Annotated in this window: 16 protein-coding genes and 2 tRNA genes; 1 reads left to right on the top strand and 17 read right to left on the bottom strand. The window is 44.6% G+C overall.

Features of this window, described 5'->3' with window-relative positions; all coding sequences use genetic code 11:
• Positions 1–89 precede the first annotated feature (89 nt).
• The 16 genes from MMOL_RS06110 to MMOL_RS06035 all read right to left on the bottom strand — a co-directional run bounded on the left by MMOL_RS06110 (position 90) and on the right by MMOL_RS06035 (position 14,319).
• On the bottom strand, positions 90–1,040 hold the full coding sequence (locus MMOL_RS06110; RefSeq protein ID WP_238524353.1) for an agglutinin biogenesis protein MshI: 951 nt from the start codon (positions 1,038–1,040) through the stop codon (positions 90–92).
• Positions 1,041–1,199: 159 nt separating this feature from the next.
• Complete coding sequence (locus tag MMOL_RS06105; RefSeq protein ID WP_015832143.1) at positions 1,200–3,590, bottom strand: DUF6701 domain-containing protein; 2,391 nt, start codon at positions 3,588–3,590, stop codon at positions 1,200–1,202.
• On the bottom strand, positions 3,587–4,669 hold the full coding sequence (locus tag MMOL_RS06100) for a hypothetical protein (protein WP_015832142.1): 1,083 nt from the start codon (positions 4,667–4,669) through the stop codon (positions 3,587–3,589). Before MMOL_RS06100 ends, MMOL_RS06105 begins: the two co-directional genes overlap by 4 nt.
• A gap of 28 nt (positions 4,670–4,697) precedes the next feature.
• Positions 4,698–5,168, bottom strand: coding sequence for a hypothetical protein (locus tag MMOL_RS06095; protein ID WP_015832141.1), 471 nt, complete (start codon positions 5,166–5,168; stop codon positions 4,698–4,700).
• The gene (locus MMOL_RS06090; RefSeq protein ID WP_238524352.1) at positions 5,165–6,070 is read right to left on the bottom strand and encodes a type II secretion system protein; all 906 of its coding nucleotides are present in this window, start codon (positions 6,068–6,070) and stop codon (positions 5,165–5,167) included. The genes MMOL_RS06095 and MMOL_RS06090 overlap by 4 nt, the downstream gene beginning before the upstream one ends.
• A complete protein-coding gene (locus tag MMOL_RS06085; protein ID WP_015832139.1) occupies positions 6,054–6,731 on the bottom strand; it encodes a type IV pilus modification PilV family protein in 678 nt (225 codons plus the stop codon). Before MMOL_RS06085 ends, MMOL_RS06090 begins: the two co-directional genes overlap by 17 nt.
• Complete coding sequence (locus MMOL_RS06080) at positions 6,721–7,182, bottom strand: pilus assembly FimT family protein (RefSeq protein ID WP_015832138.1); 462 nt, start codon at positions 7,180–7,182, stop codon at positions 6,721–6,723. Before MMOL_RS06080 ends, MMOL_RS06085 begins: the two co-directional genes overlap by 11 nt.
• Positions 7,183–7,247: 65 nt before the next feature.
• Positions 7,248–7,694: a prepilin-type N-terminal cleavage/methylation domain-containing protein gene (locus tag MMOL_RS12295; RefSeq protein WP_015832137.1), complete on the bottom strand. Its 447-nt coding sequence runs from the start codon at positions 7,692–7,694 to the stop codon at positions 7,248–7,250.
• 158 nt (positions 7,695–7,852) lie between these two features.
• On the bottom strand, positions 7,853–8,395 hold the full coding sequence (locus MMOL_RS06070; RefSeq protein ID WP_015832136.1) for a prepilin-type N-terminal cleavage/methylation domain-containing protein: 543 nt from the start codon (positions 8,393–8,395) through the stop codon (positions 7,853–7,855).
• A 26-nt stretch (positions 8,396–8,421) separates the two neighbouring features.
• Positions 8,422–8,889, bottom strand: a complete 468-nt coding sequence (locus MMOL_RS06065; protein ID WP_015832135.1) for a hypothetical protein — start codon at positions 8,887–8,889, stop codon at positions 8,422–8,424.
• 6 nt (positions 8,890–8,895) lie between these two features.
• Positions 8,896–10,122, bottom strand: a complete 1,227-nt coding sequence (locus MMOL_RS06060; protein ID WP_015832134.1) for a type II secretion system F family protein — start codon at positions 10,120–10,122, stop codon at positions 8,896–8,898.
• 6 nt (positions 10,123–10,128) lie between these two features.
• Positions 10,129–11,832 carry a GspE/PulE family protein gene (locus MMOL_RS06055; RefSeq protein WP_015832133.1) on the bottom strand — a complete coding sequence of 568 codons (1,704 nt, stop codon included), beginning with the start codon at positions 11,830–11,832 and terminating at the stop codon, positions 10,129–10,131.
• A 301-nt stretch (positions 11,833–12,133) separates the two neighbouring features.
• Complete coding sequence (locus MMOL_RS06050) at positions 12,134–12,598, bottom strand: NanQ anomerase/TabA/YiaL family protein (protein WP_015832132.1); 465 nt, start codon at positions 12,596–12,598, stop codon at positions 12,134–12,136.
• A gap of 11 nt (positions 12,599–12,609) precedes the next feature.
• The gene (locus MMOL_RS06045; protein WP_015832131.1) at positions 12,610–14,016 is read right to left on the bottom strand and encodes a leucine-rich repeat-containing protein kinase family protein; all 1,407 of its coding nucleotides are present in this window, start codon (positions 14,014–14,016) and stop codon (positions 12,610–12,612) included.
• A gap of 98 nt (positions 14,017–14,114) precedes the next feature.
• Positions 14,115–14,190 (bottom strand) — tRNA-Asn (locus tag MMOL_RS06040).
• A 53-nt stretch (positions 14,191–14,243) separates the two neighbouring features.
• Positions 14,244–14,319: transfer RNA gene (locus MMOL_RS06035), tRNA-Asn, on the bottom strand.
• Between the two features lie 208 nt (positions 14,320–14,527).
• On the opposite strand from MMOL_RS06035, the gene MMOL_RS06030 reads away from it, so the two are divergent.
• Positions 14,528–15,727: an AsmA family protein gene (locus tag MMOL_RS06030; protein ID WP_238524351.1), complete on the top strand. Its 1,200-nt coding sequence runs from the start codon at positions 14,528–14,530 to the stop codon at positions 15,725–15,727.
• A 98-nt stretch (positions 15,728–15,825) separates the two neighbouring features.
• Here MMOL_RS06030 and MMOL_RS06025 read toward each other — a convergent pair whose 3' ends face one another.
• Complete coding sequence (locus tag MMOL_RS06025; RefSeq protein ID WP_015832129.1) at positions 15,826–17,028, bottom strand: pyridoxal phosphate-dependent aminotransferase; 1,203 nt, start codon at positions 17,026–17,028, stop codon at positions 15,826–15,828.
• Positions 17,029–17,059 lie beyond the last annotated feature (31 nt).

Raw genomic sequence — 17,059 nt, 5'->3', positions numbered from 1 at the left:
GATCACCCCAAGTATTACAGCGATGCTATTCAGGGTTAAGAATTGCTTTTGTTTGATTAATGCAAGGTTTACGAGGTTAATCTGTTGGCTCACTGTTCGCCCCCGTCACGCAGAGCAGCACCCAACACTGGGAAGAACAGGGCTTGTGACTCTAAAGTATTGAGCTTAGCATTACTTTCAAAGTCGAATATGTCCGATAAATCCAAACGTTCAACTTTAATGTACAAATAAGAGCTTAGATAATCGTAAAAGTCCTCACGTCCGACAAAAGGTGAGAGCACTAGGCGGTTAATTGTAAGTTGTGGAAACTGACGCTCAAAATTGTCTAGAGAACGTTGGATTTCCAATCCAAATCGCTCGAAAATATTGGATTTTTGTTCGCTGTTGTCGCTGGAAAACGCCTCTGTGTTTAATTCAATCTGCCTCGCGTGGTATAGCGCCTTATTAGCTGTGAAGGTAAGCAAGCCGCCATTGCTGTCGATAGATAATAACGCTAGCCCACGGTTTTCTTCTTCAATGTATGATGCAATATTCCTTTGCGCCATCTCTTGAATATCAATCACCTCTAAGCCGGATTTGCTAATATCTGCAAATGGCTGCATATAGTTGCTAATCAAGGCATTCTTGGCTGACACCGCATACACATATGACTGTCTATTTGACTTGGTATCATCAACTGGGATATGAATCACGTCTACAGTTGCTTGTTCAACGGCATAATCAATCATATCTCTAAGCTTCCAACCAATGGCCTGCTTTAATTCATTATCAGGCACATTTGGCTTTTCAATCTGAAATATCTGGTATTCGCCTTGCTTCATCAGCAAAGCGCAATGGAAATTATTGAAATCTAAGTCAGCATCGGCAGTGATTGACTTAATGTCAAAAGTCTCTTTATTGTTATTTACCTGTGTAAGCGTCATTTTTACCAAGGGCTTACGGTCGCGGATTTTTATCACATGAGCTAATTGCGTGCTATGCCCAGATGGTTCGATATACAGCCATCCTTGCGATTTTTTCTTGGTAAAAAATTTCATCATGAGCATTTAATAGGAGCCAAAATTTCTTGTTGTTTCCAAATAGTATATACTACATTAAGTTGTGCGTCGTAACTTATTGTAATATATCATTTATTTATTTAACTTTATTTTGATTAACCTTTTGTTTTTCACTTATGTAGGCTCAGTCAAGTGAGAGCACTAGAAAACCTCTCGTAAGTAAATAATAGGGGTTCTATAAGTGCCAAATGTGGCGCGTGCACTTGGATTAGTGTTTCCTGTGCCTGTCCAGTTATATTTAAGCCAAGCAGGCACGGTTGCAGTCACGTCCATTGAGCCGGTGTTGCCTGCACCGGGCGCCCTGAGTGTTAGGTTGAAGTTACCATTACTTGGCGGTACTTTAAAGCGTTTGGATGCAATTCCTGACGCTGTACAACCTAAACCGCTACTGCCTGGGTTGCCTGTATCCAGAACACACAACTCACTGGGCACTAAGCCATCTGCGATATTGGGATCTGTCAGAGCCAAGCTAATACCTGTTGTACAAATGTCGTTGCTATTGAGTACCCATGAACCATTATTCCAGTACTGTGCCACCATTGGCATTGGTAAGTCTAGCAACTCAGAGCCGTAGGCATTTTGTATGCGCATACGGCCACTGCGCACCAACGTGCCACCTTCAATTATTCCAGATGCAGAACTTACAGAGTCGGTGTCAATAGCTCTCAATTTAATGGTGGCAGGTGAAGTAAGTGCACTGGTGAATGTGTAATTTGGTGTGGCATTGGCAATTCCTTGTGTGAAGGATGCCAAAGGCACGCTTGCGTTTAAAAGCGAGCCGGTTGCAATTGCATTAGCATCGCTCAATGTTGCGGTCTTGGAGAAGTTAGGGCTGGTATTTGCCGTGCCATCATAATTTATTGTGATGTTGCCAAGCGCATTCATTGCCTTAACTTGCACATTAAAGGGTTGGGCAGAGTAGCTAAAGTTTCCTGCATTACATCCTTGTGTAACGATGGTATCAAAGTGATCTGGGATAAAACGGCCAACGTTACCTGCGCCATTGCACACGGTGCCACTATTGCCAGTATTACTGCTAGCCGTTATCCCTGATCCTAAATAGCTACCACTGGTTAAAGTTGCCGTGATATCTCCGTTTCCAACTTCAGTCCATTTTAGCGTACTGGCTGTTGCCACGCCATTTGTAAATGGTCCTAATGAACCTGTAAAGCTACCGTTGACTGAATTGCTACCGGATGGTTGGCATTTATTAAAACCCAGTGAAGCGCCTTCTGCCGTAGTTTCTTTGCCAAAGTTTGGGGTAGTTGCATTTGCTGAGTTTTGTGCAGTGACGGTGATGCCAAAGTTGCTACCGGCTTTAATCGGGGCTGTACTAATTCCTGAAAATGCAAAAATAGCTGGTGCAGTAATAAAATTATCAGAGCCTGTCATATTTAGACCACCTGTGGTAATTTTAGCGGTTAGAGTCATATTGCCCACATCTGCATATTGCACTGTAGTAGTGGCAACGCCGCTAGCGTTAAAGCTTAAGCTAACGTTTTGGCCGCTAGTGTCGCAGGCCGTGGTTGTGCTGTTACTAGAGTTTAATGCCTTACTGCCAACTCTTACTGGCATAGCGCCTGTGGCAGGATTGCTGTAGTTACAAGTGAAATTGATATTTCTGTTAACGCTAGCGAATGCAGGCGTACAGGTTAGGCTGTTATTCGACTTTCTAACTGCACTGACTGTGACTGTTTGACTGACTTCTGAAATATGGTTTAAAACATCAAATAAAAAACCTGCTTCCAAAAAGGTAAGGTTGCTGTCACAGCTAGATCCAAATGTGTAGTCTTGATTTACACAAATAGCACCTGCGCCGCTTGCTTCGCTAATTAAGCCTGACGCTAAATTAATGTTAAGTGTCTCGTTAAAACCGTTCGTTAAGCCGAGCGTGATGCGGGATTCATTACTGAATGTGTAATTAGCTGTGCCGTTACCAGTGTCGTTAACTGGGTTAATGGTGGAAATGCCAGACCAAGTACCATGGCTGGTTGAGGTTGCAATTTGCATGGTCGTTCCAGCTAAATTAAATAACGCATGCGTCGCATCATGGGCTTCCACTACGATATTTGCAGGGTTGCAGCCAACGACCTGCCCACTATGCACAATATGGAAATGATCTAATGACGTACAAGTGGTACGTACGATATTCATATCGGCTTCAGCTTGTGTTGCACTAATATCTCTGGCGTATATGTAAACCTCATCAATGGTGCCATTTGCGCCATTAGGCGTGCCAGTATTGGGTGTTATGCCAGAGGTTCGGTTGTCACCAATGTAGATGGAGCTTAAGTTTGTAATATTACCACTGGAGGTTGAGCGATAAGGTGTGGTGGTGTTGGTTGTTTCTAAAACACCATCAAGAAAGACCTGCAAAACAGTCTGGCTGCTACCCGGTTTGATGTTCCAGCTTACGCCTACATGGTGCCAAGTATTTGCGGAAAAAGTACGGCTCGTCGAGGTTTCTGCAGTAAGCACTGTGCCTGCGCTGTCTGTAATAACGAATCGTAGCCTACCGTTGGCTAGTTTCATAAAAAAAATGGTCGCGTAGCAATTTTGGTTGCATCAAAAAATGTTGCATCTGAAGCAGCTGCATTCCATGCGACATTTGATTTGTACCACATATCTACCGAGCCTGTATTGCCCGGCACAATTGGCGTGGAAATTGCGTCTATTGTAGTGTTAGATGTGTTGTTGGTAAAACTTCCACCACGGCAAAGCTTACCAGCAGCGGTATTAGTAGCCAGTCCAGCCACTGATGCATTTTGACTGTTACCAGAAGTATCTTTAACTTCATTAGGGGTGTTAGCCCAAATGCTTTCATCGAACCGGTACTCAGCAGTTTTTGGGTCTAATTGATTGGCTGGATACCATAAAATAGAAGTGCCGTTGGTGGTGTCGATAAACGCTTGATTGTACGAGTATTGTGTGGAGTCAGTAGTGCTTAATTGCACGCCTACAGTAGCCGCAGAGCCTGTGCTGCTGCCTGTGGTGTAGTTGTACTTAAAATTGCCGTTAACACCGGTGTTACTTTCGTAAAGTACAACCTGAAAGTTGTAGCGCGTAGTGGTATTGTATAACTTCACGTTGACCCATGAGATCACAAAGCGATCTTGATTAGTTACAGGGTCGGTAATAAGCTCATACTTTACAGAAGCGCCAGCTGTACTGTTACCCGTGCCGGCAACAATATCAGTCCAATAAGGCAACATAATGTTGGTCGGCACACCTTGTGAGCAACCCGAAAAAGCCAGTGCATTGGCAGTAATTGGGAGTGCTAGGTTTGAGTAGTTTCGATGGTAGCCAGACGCGTCATTACCAAATTTTAGGATGCCGTTAGAGTAAATTCGAACACTAGTGTAATCAACACCGCCAAACGTGAACTTAAACCCGGATGGAAAGCTAATGTCAGCCCAGTCATCATCGCCTAGAGGGTAAGTTGTACATGCCGGTGACGCACCAGTGGCGTGCCAAGTAACCGTGCTGGCTGAAACTGAAGGTGTATCGTAACTAAAGCTGTCATTCCTATATGCATAGGTTGCAGCATGCGCAAGGCTACTTATTAATGATAGCGCTAAGCTTAATATTAAAATAAGAAACCGGAAGTTCATTATTATTTAATCCAAATTACCATCAATATTAAATATTATTTTGGCCTAATTGCACTGGCTGGCTGGCTGGTGTGGTGTCCGTTGCACGGCATTTACTTACAGTTGCCTGTAAGCGGCGCTCACTGTATTCGATTGTACCAGCAACCCCTGAGCTTGCTGTGGATGTGATTTCAAAGATGCGAATAGTACGATCGGTGCCTTGCTCAAAGTAATCTACCGATTGACTACAAGTAATAGAAACCAAATAGGATTCAATATTAATGGTCGCTGGAGCAGGGCAGTTCACAAGGTTTGCTGTGCCTGGGTCCAACACTTGAAATATTGCCAACTCAAGTCCTGCTCGTGCTGCCTGGTAAGCTTGCGCACCTTGTACATCTTGCCTAGAGGTTGCTTGTTGTATGCTGCTGATATTTAAAGCATAAGCGCCTAGTGCAGCCAAAATAACCAGTAAGAAAATTGCAGCGGGCAGTAAAAATCCACGTGCGTAGTGTTTATTCATGGTGAATTAGCCACATTAATTTGATGCATAAGCGTTACTCTGGCTGAGTCTTCCGTTAAGCTGATATTGACAGAAACAATGCCTGATCTTTGCAAAACACCAGCCGTGTAGGTGATTTGGCAGCTTGCCAAATTATTAGCAAGTTGGCTACGCTGAACGCCAGCTAAGCCATCAAGCCCGGCAATGCTGGCTGGTTGAGCTGCCTGAAACGCATAGCCCTGATATCGCCACAATATACGATTAGTCATATCGCATGCATAAGTGACTGGCGTAGCGACAACTTGAAAACGGTTAGAGGGGGAGGCGAGTGGAAAGCTACTGCCAGTAAAGCTCAAAGTGTTGCTATTGGTTGCAGCGTTGAGTGTGCGCCTACTAGTTCCTTGGTAAACATCTGCCCCAGGAATACCTAAATTGTAGATGACTAAAGATTGATTATTTGTGACGGTCATTGCCGTGCCTAATACATCAAAACTATTGTCCGTAGGGTTTGAAAAATCCAAAGGATTATCTGTAGCAGGTGCAGTACCTACAGCTGCTCGGTAACGTCCTGCATTGAGTACAGGGGTAAACTCCAGCATGCTGTCAGCACCGTTGACCGTAGTTCTTACACTATTAGGTAGAGCGTTTCTGATGTCTCTAGACATGCGACGTAGAGCGGTATCAGCACGATCTGATAAATTTGCACGTCGCTCACCATCAAAAAAAGACTGAGTAGGGTTACCAATAAATAATGCCACTCCCCCTGCCAGTATGCCGACGATTGTAATGACTACAACCAGCTCAACCAAAGTAAAGCCTTGTGTGAAGGCTGGCTTAAAGCGCTCGCGGGCAAGGGGGCTCATCTGTAAATAACGTACAGATAAGTGGCTAGCTTTTAGTGGATGCTTATATATTGGGTGCATAACGAACACGGTAACCTGATAAGGTGACATCGGTATTGGCAGGGCCTGTCACTCGCACACTAATTTTCAGTGCTGCATCGTTACTTAAGCCGAAAAAACCGCCAGCTCGACTAATGGTGACTGCGGCGGCGTACGTTCCCAAACCTGCCAGTGGTGTAGTGTCGTTAGGGTTGCAAATACCGGCGCATGCGGCATTAGGCATCGAGAATCCGCCATAATCTGCAACATTATCAAAAGGGTTGGTGTTGCTGTAACGACTTTCTGAACTGGGGAATGGTCCAGCAATTGCTCCGGCACCTGCTGGGTCTATGTCTTGTGTTTGTGTGGCACAACCCGTGGTAGTGGTTGCTGTTGATGCGTTGGCATCATCTGGGTCACAAAAGGTAAAGGGTTGCTGCTGGATTTCTAGTAGTAGTGACTCTGCAATAGATAAAGCTTGTTTTCTTACTAGCGGGTCAGCACTACTGCGTCCAGTGATTTCCAGTACCTTCAGCACACCGGCTAAAGCAACGCCAATGATCACAATAAACACAACCAGCTCTACCAAAGTAACACCGCGTTGAGTAGTAGTCTCTGCGCTTGCCAAAGCGACTGGGATTGAGGGCTTTATTGCCCCGGCGTGGCGCGCATGTGCTGGCAGCTGGTTAGGTTTATCGAACATAACCGGTTTCTGCTTCCACTGTAATTGTACGTGCTGGCTCTGATGGTACCACCGCGTTTTGAATTTGGAAGGTCGCTACGGCATTGGGTAATGGGCTGCCTAAGCCATCAAAACCAATAATAGCAGTGCTTGCAGTAACGGTTACGTTATTAGGTAATACTTTTACGTATGCAGCGCGTGTGGCAGGGTCTAGTACGGGCGTGCTACAGTTGTTGGTGTAGCCTAAGCAAACGGTTCGTGTTGCGGTGTTCACATTGGTGAAAACTGTAGTGCGCTGCGCAATAGCTGTTTTTTGAGCGTAACGTAAGGCTGACATCAGGGTGCCATAGGCACCCCTTGCATCAAAAGCATCTCTACCAATAAAGCGCGGGGCAGCAATTGCGGCAATTAAGCCTGTAATCACAATCACTGCTACCAGTTCTACAACAGTAAAGCCTCTTAATTGACGCATGCTTAAAAGAATCTACGCTGCATTGACACTTATGATGTTTACATTAAGCTGGGATTAGTAAGTAGCTAGCATCCACTAGTTGCTACAGCAACTGCACCTGTAGTACCGTTGTAAGTAGCTTGGCATGTTGCATTGCCGCCGTTAACTGGTCGGAATGTAACGGCCGTTGCTGTTGTGTAGTCAGGCGTAACTCCCTCTGCAACGGTTAAGCCTGTCATTGCAGCTCCAATGCCAGCGAGTGTGCCAGTAGGTATGCCGGTAGCTGCAGCAACCGCAACTGCCGTGCCATCAACCATAGTTACCGTATTTGCTGTGCCACCATTTGCAAAATGTCTTGCTTGTACTACACCTACTGATGATCGCAGTCCGCCAGCCAGACCATTTACCGCTGCAATCCGAGCATCATTTGTTAAGTTAATAAATCTAGGCAAAGCAGTGGCCGCCAAAATACCTAAAATCACAATCACCACTACTAATTCAACTAAGGTAAAACCAGATTGTTGTTGCTTCATTGTTAAAACTCCTTGATACGTTATACGGTATTAAATAGATTTTTTATAAATTTAAAGTGTCTATGTTAATTACAATTAAATAAAAGCAGTGTTAAGTTTTTAACGGGCAGATATCCAATTAATGAAGAGCCATACTTGAAATTTAGATTTTTTAAAAGTTAGCAACCAGTTGGGTCAATCGGCGTGATCACTGGCGCACCGTTAGCAGCTGCCTCAGTGTAAGTAAACTGGCATTGTGCAGGCGTAGGTGCACCTTGAATTTGAAACGTTGCAACCGTGCCTGTTTCTGTGTAGTTATAGCCATCTGCCTGCAACTGTGCCAGTGTAGGATTAAATGTTGTGGTCAAGCCAGCAGCCGAAAGTACGCCAGCCGTACCTATTGCAGTAACATCAGGGTATGCGTTTACTAGGTTAATAATGCCACTTTCCGTACATACTGTACCGGTTGCCCCGTTGCTATTGTCTGCAGTACCACCGCCTGGGCAGGCTGTTGTGTCGGCTACATTATTCCTTGCCAGCACTGTGGCGTGATTAAGTGCTGCTGCTGCTGCAACACTACCTCTAGCCGCATTCAGTTTTGCAATACGCGCATCACGCTGTAGATTGGTGAATCTAGGTAGGGCAACTGCTGCCAAAATACCAAGAATAATAATTACCACAATTAACTCAATGAGGGTAAAGCCTTTAATTTTGCTAGGCATTTTTTTCCTTTTTTTAACAAAAATAATTAATTTGTTACCAACGCTAAATCTAGACCACCGGCACTCAGTTTTGATGAACTTTGACTGGTGGAGGTGTTAATGAGCTCATACCGCGCTTCAGTATCATCACTATGTACGTATACTAACTGTTTTTTGTTGATATCGAAATACCAAACCGTATGTAATCCGGGCGGTTTGGCTGACATTTCTCCAATATAGTTGATTGGTATTTCATTAATGAAGCGCATTGGATTGGTTTTGACCAATTTTTTTACATCAGCCGATTCATGTCTTGCTTGTTTGTGTACCCAGCTCTCGGCAATTGCTAAACGTATATTGTTAAGCTCTGCATCACGCGTTACTTTACCTATGCTCACTTGCGCCCGGTTCAGGCTGTAAAGCAGCCAGGTTGTTAATATACTAATAATGACCAACGTGACGACAAAGTCAAATCGGTGCGCGCCAGCACTGTACTTTTTTAACAAAGTGGGCACGGAGTATTAGCCTTTGTGTAATGCAACGTTGCCAAGATCCCATATTGGTAAGAAGATACCCAGTGCCAGAATCAACACCATCACCCCTAAAAATACGATTAAGATAGGCTCAATCTGTGCACCTAAGGTTTTAATTTCATATTCAACATCACGCTGATACATGTCGGCAATTTCCTCCATGAGGTCATCTAATGAGCCTGATTCTTCACCTACGGCAATCATCTGCAGAACTATTGGGTTAAATACACCGCTATTGGTTGCAGTGCGTAGAATGCTTTCACCACGTTCTACACCTTCGCGCATTTGGTCGATACGGCTACCCACATAATCATTATCAGCAGTTTGTGCAACGAGTTTTAGCCCATTGGTAATCGGTACACCACTTTTACTTGAGAGTGCAAAACTTCTGGCAAAGCGTGCCATGGTCGCTTTATGGACAATTTTACCGGCAATAGGTATTTTTAATTTGAAGCCATCCCAGTTATACCTACCGATACTGGTTGCAGTATATGAGCGAAACAAAAACACAGCACCAACTATTAAGGCTAATAAATATGGCCAAAATGCCTGCATAAAGCCTGAGAACGCCAACAAGCCTCGAGTCATTAAGGGGAGCTCAACACCAAAGCTTTGAAATACTTTTGCAAACGCCGGAATGACAAATAAGTTCACTACCACAATAGCAACAGCCATCGCAATTACCACAAAAGTAGGGTAGCGCAATGCAGCTTTAATTTGATCGCGCATAAACCGTTCAAACTCTATATGTTCGAATAACCTAAAAAATACGCTATCCAATAAACCTGTACTTTCGCCTACACGTACCATGCTGACATAAAAGCTTGAAAAAACGCTAGGGTGCTGCGCTAGTGCTACTGAGAGTTCACGGCCACCAGCCAAGCTCTCCCGTACATTACCTATGACTAAAGAAAAAGCTTTGTTTTGTGTGGATGCTTGTAAGCCGTTGAGTGCGTTCATAATTGGAATGCCGGCTTTTAATAAGGTGTACATTTGTCTGCTAAAAAGCATGACATCTAGCGTACTAATCTTTTCTTTAAATAAATTAAAGTTGACTTCTTTAGTTGCCGTTTTTGCAGATTGAGCTTTAATTTCTATCGGCGTGATATTGAGGCTGGATAGTTGCGAGGCAACATTGCTGCTGTCTATACTTTCTATGGTGCCCTGTACCAATACCCCTTGGCTGTCTCTACCTTTGTAAACAAACGATGGCATGCTACTTTATTCCTCGAACTGATTGTTGATGCGCATAGCCTCGGCAATCGTCGTGCGTTTGGCTAACACTAGGTCAATCGCGCTTTTACGTAAGGTTTTCCCAGCCATGTTTTGGCGGCCTAATTTAATGAATTGATTCGGATCGCTATGGCTAGCAGCGTCAACTAGGTCGTTATTCATCTCTAGCAACTCATACACGCCAAGCCGCCCTTGATAGCCGGTGCCATTGCAGAGGCTACAACCTTTGCCATGTGCATATTGGTGTTTTTCGGTTTCATTGCCGATTTCGTATCGCAGCCATGCATGCTCAAACGGTAAAGGCTCGTAGGGTTCAGAACATCCCTCGCACAGCAGGCGCACTAGTCGCTGAGCAACAACGCCTACGATTGAAGTGGCCACCATGTAGCGAGGGACACCCATATCCATCATTCTAATTAGTGTGCTGGTTGCATCATTAGTATGTAGTGTTGATAGCACCAAATGGCCGGTCATCGCCGCTCTTAGACCAATTTGCGCTGTTTCTTGGTCGCGCATCTCACCAACAAGAATAATGTCAGGATCTTGCCGCAGTGCTGATCTTAATACGCGCGAGAAGTCTAAATCAATTTTCTCATTAACTTGCACTTGATTGATGCCGGGTAGGCGATATTCGACAGGATCCTCAACTGTAATGATTTTATTGGCAGAGGAGTTTCTCTCGTTTAGCGCGGCATATAGTGTTGTAGTTTTACCGCTACCAGTTGGACCAGTTACGAGCACCATACCGCTAGGGCGATGAATTAGCTTGCGGAAGCGCTCCAGCATATCCGGCGGCATCCCTAGTTTTTCTAATGCAAAGTTGCTACTATTTTGGATCAACAGACGCATGACCACAGACTCACCGTACTGAGTTGGCATGGTGGAAATACGAATATCAACTGGCTGTTGTTTGATTTTTAATGCAAAGCGACCATCTTGAGGTAAGCGCTTTTCAGAAATGTCTAAACTAGACATTAATTTAAGACGTAACACTAATGCTGAAGCGATTTTTAGTTCTGCTTCAGTTTGTAGGTGCATAACACCATCTATCCTGAATCGAATATATAGCTTGTTTTCCTGTGGTTCAATATGAATATCTGATGCGCGCACTTGTGCGGCATCCTCGAAAATTGTTTGTAGTAGCTTAACAACTGGGGCTTCTTCGCTATTCCCAGTAATCCCTAGTGCAGCAAAGTTAATTGTGGTGTCACCAAGGTCTTGACCAAGCTCCATGGCAAGGTTTGAAATTTCGTCGGTACGGCGATAACTGCGGTCAATCAACTGTAGTAGTGCATTTTCTTGCACAACCGCTAGCTCTATATCTTTGTGCAGGATACGAACGATTTCATCGTAAGCAAATAGGTCAGTCGGATCAACCATGCCAACTAGATAAGTGGCGCCTCTGTCTTCCAAAACCGCGCTACGGAAGCGTCTAGCTTGCGCCTCTGGAAGTTTGTTAATCACTTCAGTTTTGGTACTGAATTGCTGGATATTGATATAGGGAATTTTTAACTGATGTGCGAGTGCTTCAGAAATTTGTGTTTCTGTCACATAGCCACTGTCTACAAAAATACGGCCTAGCTTGCGGCCTGTACGTTTTTGCTCTTCTAGTGATTTATTTAAATCGTCAGCAGAAATCAGGTTTTGCTGAACCAGTACTTCACCAAGGCGAATCTTTTCAGGACGTGCCATTTAAACCTCAAGTTTATTCATTTTATTAGTGTTTAGTTTTGTGATGATTGATTATTACACTTGGCAAGTAATTGAGTTTGTCCTGAGCATGCTTAAATTTACTCTTTAATTAATATATACGCTGTATATTGCACCGAACGTATTGAATGTGCAACAAACTCAGTGGCATTTATCACTATGCACATGGAAGATAGACCCAGAGGTACAGTGTGATGCTATTCAGGCTTTATTGTGCATCCTGTCAGGTTGGCTAAAAAAACCTCGGTAAAGCTCTTAAGTTTTATGATTATGGTAAGTGAGCTTAGATTCTAGTTTCAGGATTTACTGCAATTTTAAACACCGCTTTGTGTATGCTACCTGTGCCAACTAATGCGGTATGTGCATCTTCAGGAAAGAAAATACAAAATGAGTTGGCAGGGGTAGCAATCCAAGCAGTTGGCATAGCATTGAACAGCTGCACGTCATACGCTGGACTATATTCGTCTACGGGATTTTGGCAGTCGGTAAGTGATTTCCAGCCCATTTCATCTACGCCATCCAGCACCAGTTGAATATCAATATATTTGCGGTGGCACTCTAGCTGCGTAGATTCTCTACTGCGGCCTTGCACATGTTCGATGATGACAAATAAGTCATCACCATCAATGGCATGCTTGCCTGGTGTTAGCCCATATAAGTCGGTGCTTTGTATATAAGCGAACACCTTTGCAAACAGTGGATGCAGATTAGCGTAGCGATGTGCGTTGGTGATTGTGTCCAAAATCATTGGGGCAACCTTTAATCATGAGTAATTAGCTGGCTATTTATATTCTGGGCTAGCGTTCTGAGCGTGTAAGTTATCTCGCTAAATGCAGGGCGCATACTTACTTCAGGTAATCCGCAACGTTGCTGCAGTGCACCTAAGGCACCTATGATATGTTGATTTTCATTGGTATGTTGATTTTCATTGGTATGTTGATTTTTATGAGCATGCTTATTTTCAAGCGATTGACAACGCTCAAGCAACTCCTCAAGCAGGCAAGAGAATGCGCGTACTTCTATGCGCTCCAAGCTGGATGCGAGTTGACTGTTGTGCTCGGGAACAAAAGAGGCAGCACCAAAGTCGCCCAGCAAGCAGCCGTTATGTTCGTCCCACAGAATATTATGCGCATATAAATCACCATGCATAATGCCTTGTGCGTGCAGGTGTTGTGCAACACTAGCGATGGTCGCAGCTATATCTAGTACAGAGCTTAGACTAAAGCTAGTTCGCTCTGTATAGCAGTCACGCGTGCAAGAGGCTAAGCTCGGTGGTCCAGCCAGATTAACGAAACTGTTTGGGATTAATGACATGACTAGGCCTGATTGATTTGCAGGGTGCCCAGTGACCATTCCTACAATCGGGATTAGCCCGGTGTGTGCGCCAGCCGCGATGCTCGCACATTGCTCACTGCCTGGTAAGCCATCACTTGTTAATGTGCCTTTAAACATCTTTACTGCTACCAGTGATTCCGTGCCTGCCTCTTGTTGCGTGGCATGGTAAATAGTACCGGACGCACCTTCACCAAGCTGCTGCTGGATATGAAGATGATGCCAATCTATCTGTTGAATGTTTTGACGCCCAATGGCGGCTGCCTCATATACATCACTGAGAGGGTTGCCAGCATACGCCAGCCAAGCAAGGCGGGGTAGTGTCAGTAACCAGTGAGGTAAGCAGGTAAAGCAGTTGGCTGAGATGCGTAGCAGCTCCAGTTTAGTGCAAGCTGCCATGGATGCCGGTAAATCTTGTAATTTGTTTCCAGCAAGCATTAGCTTTTGCAGTGCGGTGCAGTTACCCAGTTCTTGCGGAAGCTCTGCTATTTTGTTGTCTGTTAAAATCAGCCAGCGCAATTTGCCAGGCAAAGCTAAGGCCGTAACCTTGCTAATTTGATTGGATTTGAACCCAATCATTTCCAAATTTTGGCACTGGCCTAATACTTCTGGTAGTTGGGTGAAGTTATTTTCGGAGCAAAAGATAACGCGTAACTTGCGTAGCTTAGGTAAATCATCTGGTAGGCTGCATAGAGCGTTGTTCGATAAATTAAGAATTTCCAGCGAATCGCTTAGCTGGAAGATTTCTCTAGGGAACTCTGTTAGCTCACAGGCAAGATCAAGGCGCTTGATGCCTGCCAGCTTGCCAGCGCGCAATAAGGAGAGGGTGTGCATATTTAACTAATTCACCTAGTTTTTTACTACCTGATTTCTTTACCTAGCCTGTGCCAGAAAGTAAAAAAGCCTTGCATTTCTGCAAGGCTTTATATGTTTGGCTCCTCAACCTGGGCTCGAACCAGGGACCTACGGATTAACAGTCCGGCGCTCTACCGACTGAGCTATTGAGGAATATTTATCACTCGAAATAAGTTTATGCTCGGACACATAAGCTTATGCAAACTTGGCTCCTCAACCTGGGCTCGAACCAGGGACCTACGGATTAACAGTCCGGCGCTCTACCGACTGAGCTATTGAGGAATCGGTGAAGGCGCTATAATACTTACCGAGCGGGCTTTGGTCAATCGCTACTAGCGAATTTTTTAGGTTATTTTCATGAAAAAAATAAAAAATATTAATTGGAATGCTGATTCTAATTAGCCTGTTGATTATTCTACCTTTTTTTATTCCAATCAAAACTTACTTAAATGAGGCGGAAAAGCAAGCTAGCGACAAATTAGGTGTGTCAGTGACCATATCTTCTGGTCGTTTGCTATTGTTGCCCAGCCCGCGCGTGGTTATTAACGGAGTAAGTATTGCAGAGAATGGGGCAATAAAGATTGAACAACTCACTGTGACCCCATCTTTAAGCAGCATTTTTTCAGCTCCTAGAGTGATTGACATTCACATCAACAAGCCCGTCGTTAGTAATGATGGTGTAGATATGATGCTGGCCTTGGCCAGCAAAAAGACAGGGGATAACAGTGAACCTAATATGGTCAATGTTAGGCATGTCAAGATTGATGCCTTGCAATTGGATTTACCTAAGCTATCGTTACCGGCGCTTAATGTTGAGTTTAGCCTGTTGGATGGCCATCAATTAAGCGCTGTAGCGCTTAAGTCTGCGGATGGCACTTTAAGTGCCACAGTGACACCTGAGCAGGATGGACATTTAATATCTGTTTTGGCTAAAAAATTGACGTTGCCAGTAGGCTTGCCGATGATGATTGATAACGCGGTGTTGGAAATGCACTTAAAAGGACAGCGTTTAGATGTGCCGCGTATTGAGATGGATTTATATGGCGGTAAAGTGAATGCCAATCTTGACCTATTGTGGCATAAGGATTGGCGTGTTAACGGCAAAGTGAAAGTAGCGGGACTTTCTGTCAGAGAGCCTAGCAAGCTGATCAGCAAGGCGGTTTACTTGAGTGGCCAGTTATCTGGCAATGGCTATTTTTCAGCCACGGCAAAAGATGCTGGTAAGTTAATGGATAACATCAATGCTAACTTTACATTTCAAGTGCATGACGGAGTGGTGCATGGGGTGGACTTAATCAAGGTGGCGAGCTTGCTCACTAAGCAAACCACGGGTGGCGAAACTGCATTTGATGACTTTTCTGGCGTGGCTAACGCTAAAGGCAAGCAGTATCATCTAAAAGATCTTAAGCTTAGTTCGGGTTTACTGTCAGGCAGTGGGCAAGTGGCAATTGCACCGAATAAAGAGCTGGATGGTAGTGGCGAGGTGGAGATTAAGCGTGGCGTGAGTTTGGTGGCAGTGCCGCTGGATATATCAGGTACGCTGGATAATCCGGTGATTTTACCTTCTAAGGCTGCAGTTGCGGGCGCGGTTGCCGGTACTGCTATTTTGGGCCCAGGTCTCGGTACCAGCGTGGGGATTAAAGCCGCGGGCGCTTTAGATAAGCTTAAAGGCCTATTTAAGAACGAATAACCGTTTTAAATAAGCCTTTAATTTTGTGTGGCAACTTTAGTGGGACCCCTTAAGTAGAGCTCGTGAGTTGAGCTCATGTTGCCATTTACGTCGCTATCTTATTGGAGTGCTTTTTCAATGCGGTCTAGCGCGTTGCGCAGGTTGTCCATAGAAGTTGCAAACGAGATTCTGAAATAGCCTTCTGCACCAAATGCTGAACCTGGCACAACAGCAACGTCAAACTCTTCAAGCAGGTATTCAGCCAGAGCCATATCGGTTGCAGCTTTAATTTTGCCAGCTTGAAATAGATTATCAATTGCGCCACGCGCATCTGGGAACGCATAAAATGCACCGCCTGCCATCAGGCAACTCAAGCCAGGCATGCTGTTGAAGCGATTGACCACATAAGTGTGGCGTTCTTTAAATGCAGTCACCATCGGCACGATGCATTCTTGCGAGCCTTCAAGCGCGGCTTGTGCGGCTACCTGGGAGATGGAAGTCGGGTTGCTGGTTGATTGCGACTGTAAAATTTCCATCGCTTTAATAATGTATGCCGGGCCTGCCGCATAACCAATACGCCAGCCAGTCATTGAGTAAGCTTTTGATACGCCATTTAGCACGATGCAGCGGTCTTTAAGCGCTGGTGTAGCGTTCAGGATATTGTAGAACTTGTCGCCTGTGAGATTAACGTGCTCATACATATCATCGGTTGCGATTAGCACGTGTGGGTGCTTAAGCAATACTTCGCCCAAAGCTTGCAACTCAGCCAGTGTGTAAACTGCACCCGTCGGATTGGACGGCGAGTTAATCATAAACAGCTTGGTTTTAGGGGTAATCGCAGCATCTAATTGTGCGGCAGTTAGTTTAAAGCCTTGTTCAATACCGCACTCAAGAATCACCGGTGTTGCTTCTGCAACTAATGCGATATCTGCATAAGATACCCAGTACGGTGCAGGAACGATTACTTCGTCGCCCTTGTTCAGGACGGCTAGGCACAGGTTGAAAATAGTTTGCTTGCCACCTACGCCTACAATCACTTCATTTAGTGCGTAATCAAAACCATTTTCGTTTTTAAATTTTGCAACAATCGCTTTTTTTAACCCAGGAATACCTGCAACTGGGGTGTATTTTGTAAAGCCAGCATCAATTGCCGCTTTTGCCGCATCTTTAATGTGTTGAGGCGTATCAAAATCAGGTTCTCCAGCCGCAAGGCCGATAATGTCTCGACCCTCAGCTTTGTATTTACCTGCCTTAGCGGTAATCGCTAATGTAGGAGACTCTTTGATAGATAAAACGCGTTGAGATAATACGGAGTGTGACAAGGTCTGTTCCTTAAGACAAATTTGTATGTAA

The organism is Methylotenera mobilis JLW8, assembly GCF_000023705.1.
Lineage (GTDB): Bacteria > Pseudomonadota > Gammaproteobacteria > Burkholderiales > Methylophilaceae > Methylotenera > Methylotenera mobilis.
This window is presented reverse-complemented; position numbering and strand designations above follow the sequence as displayed.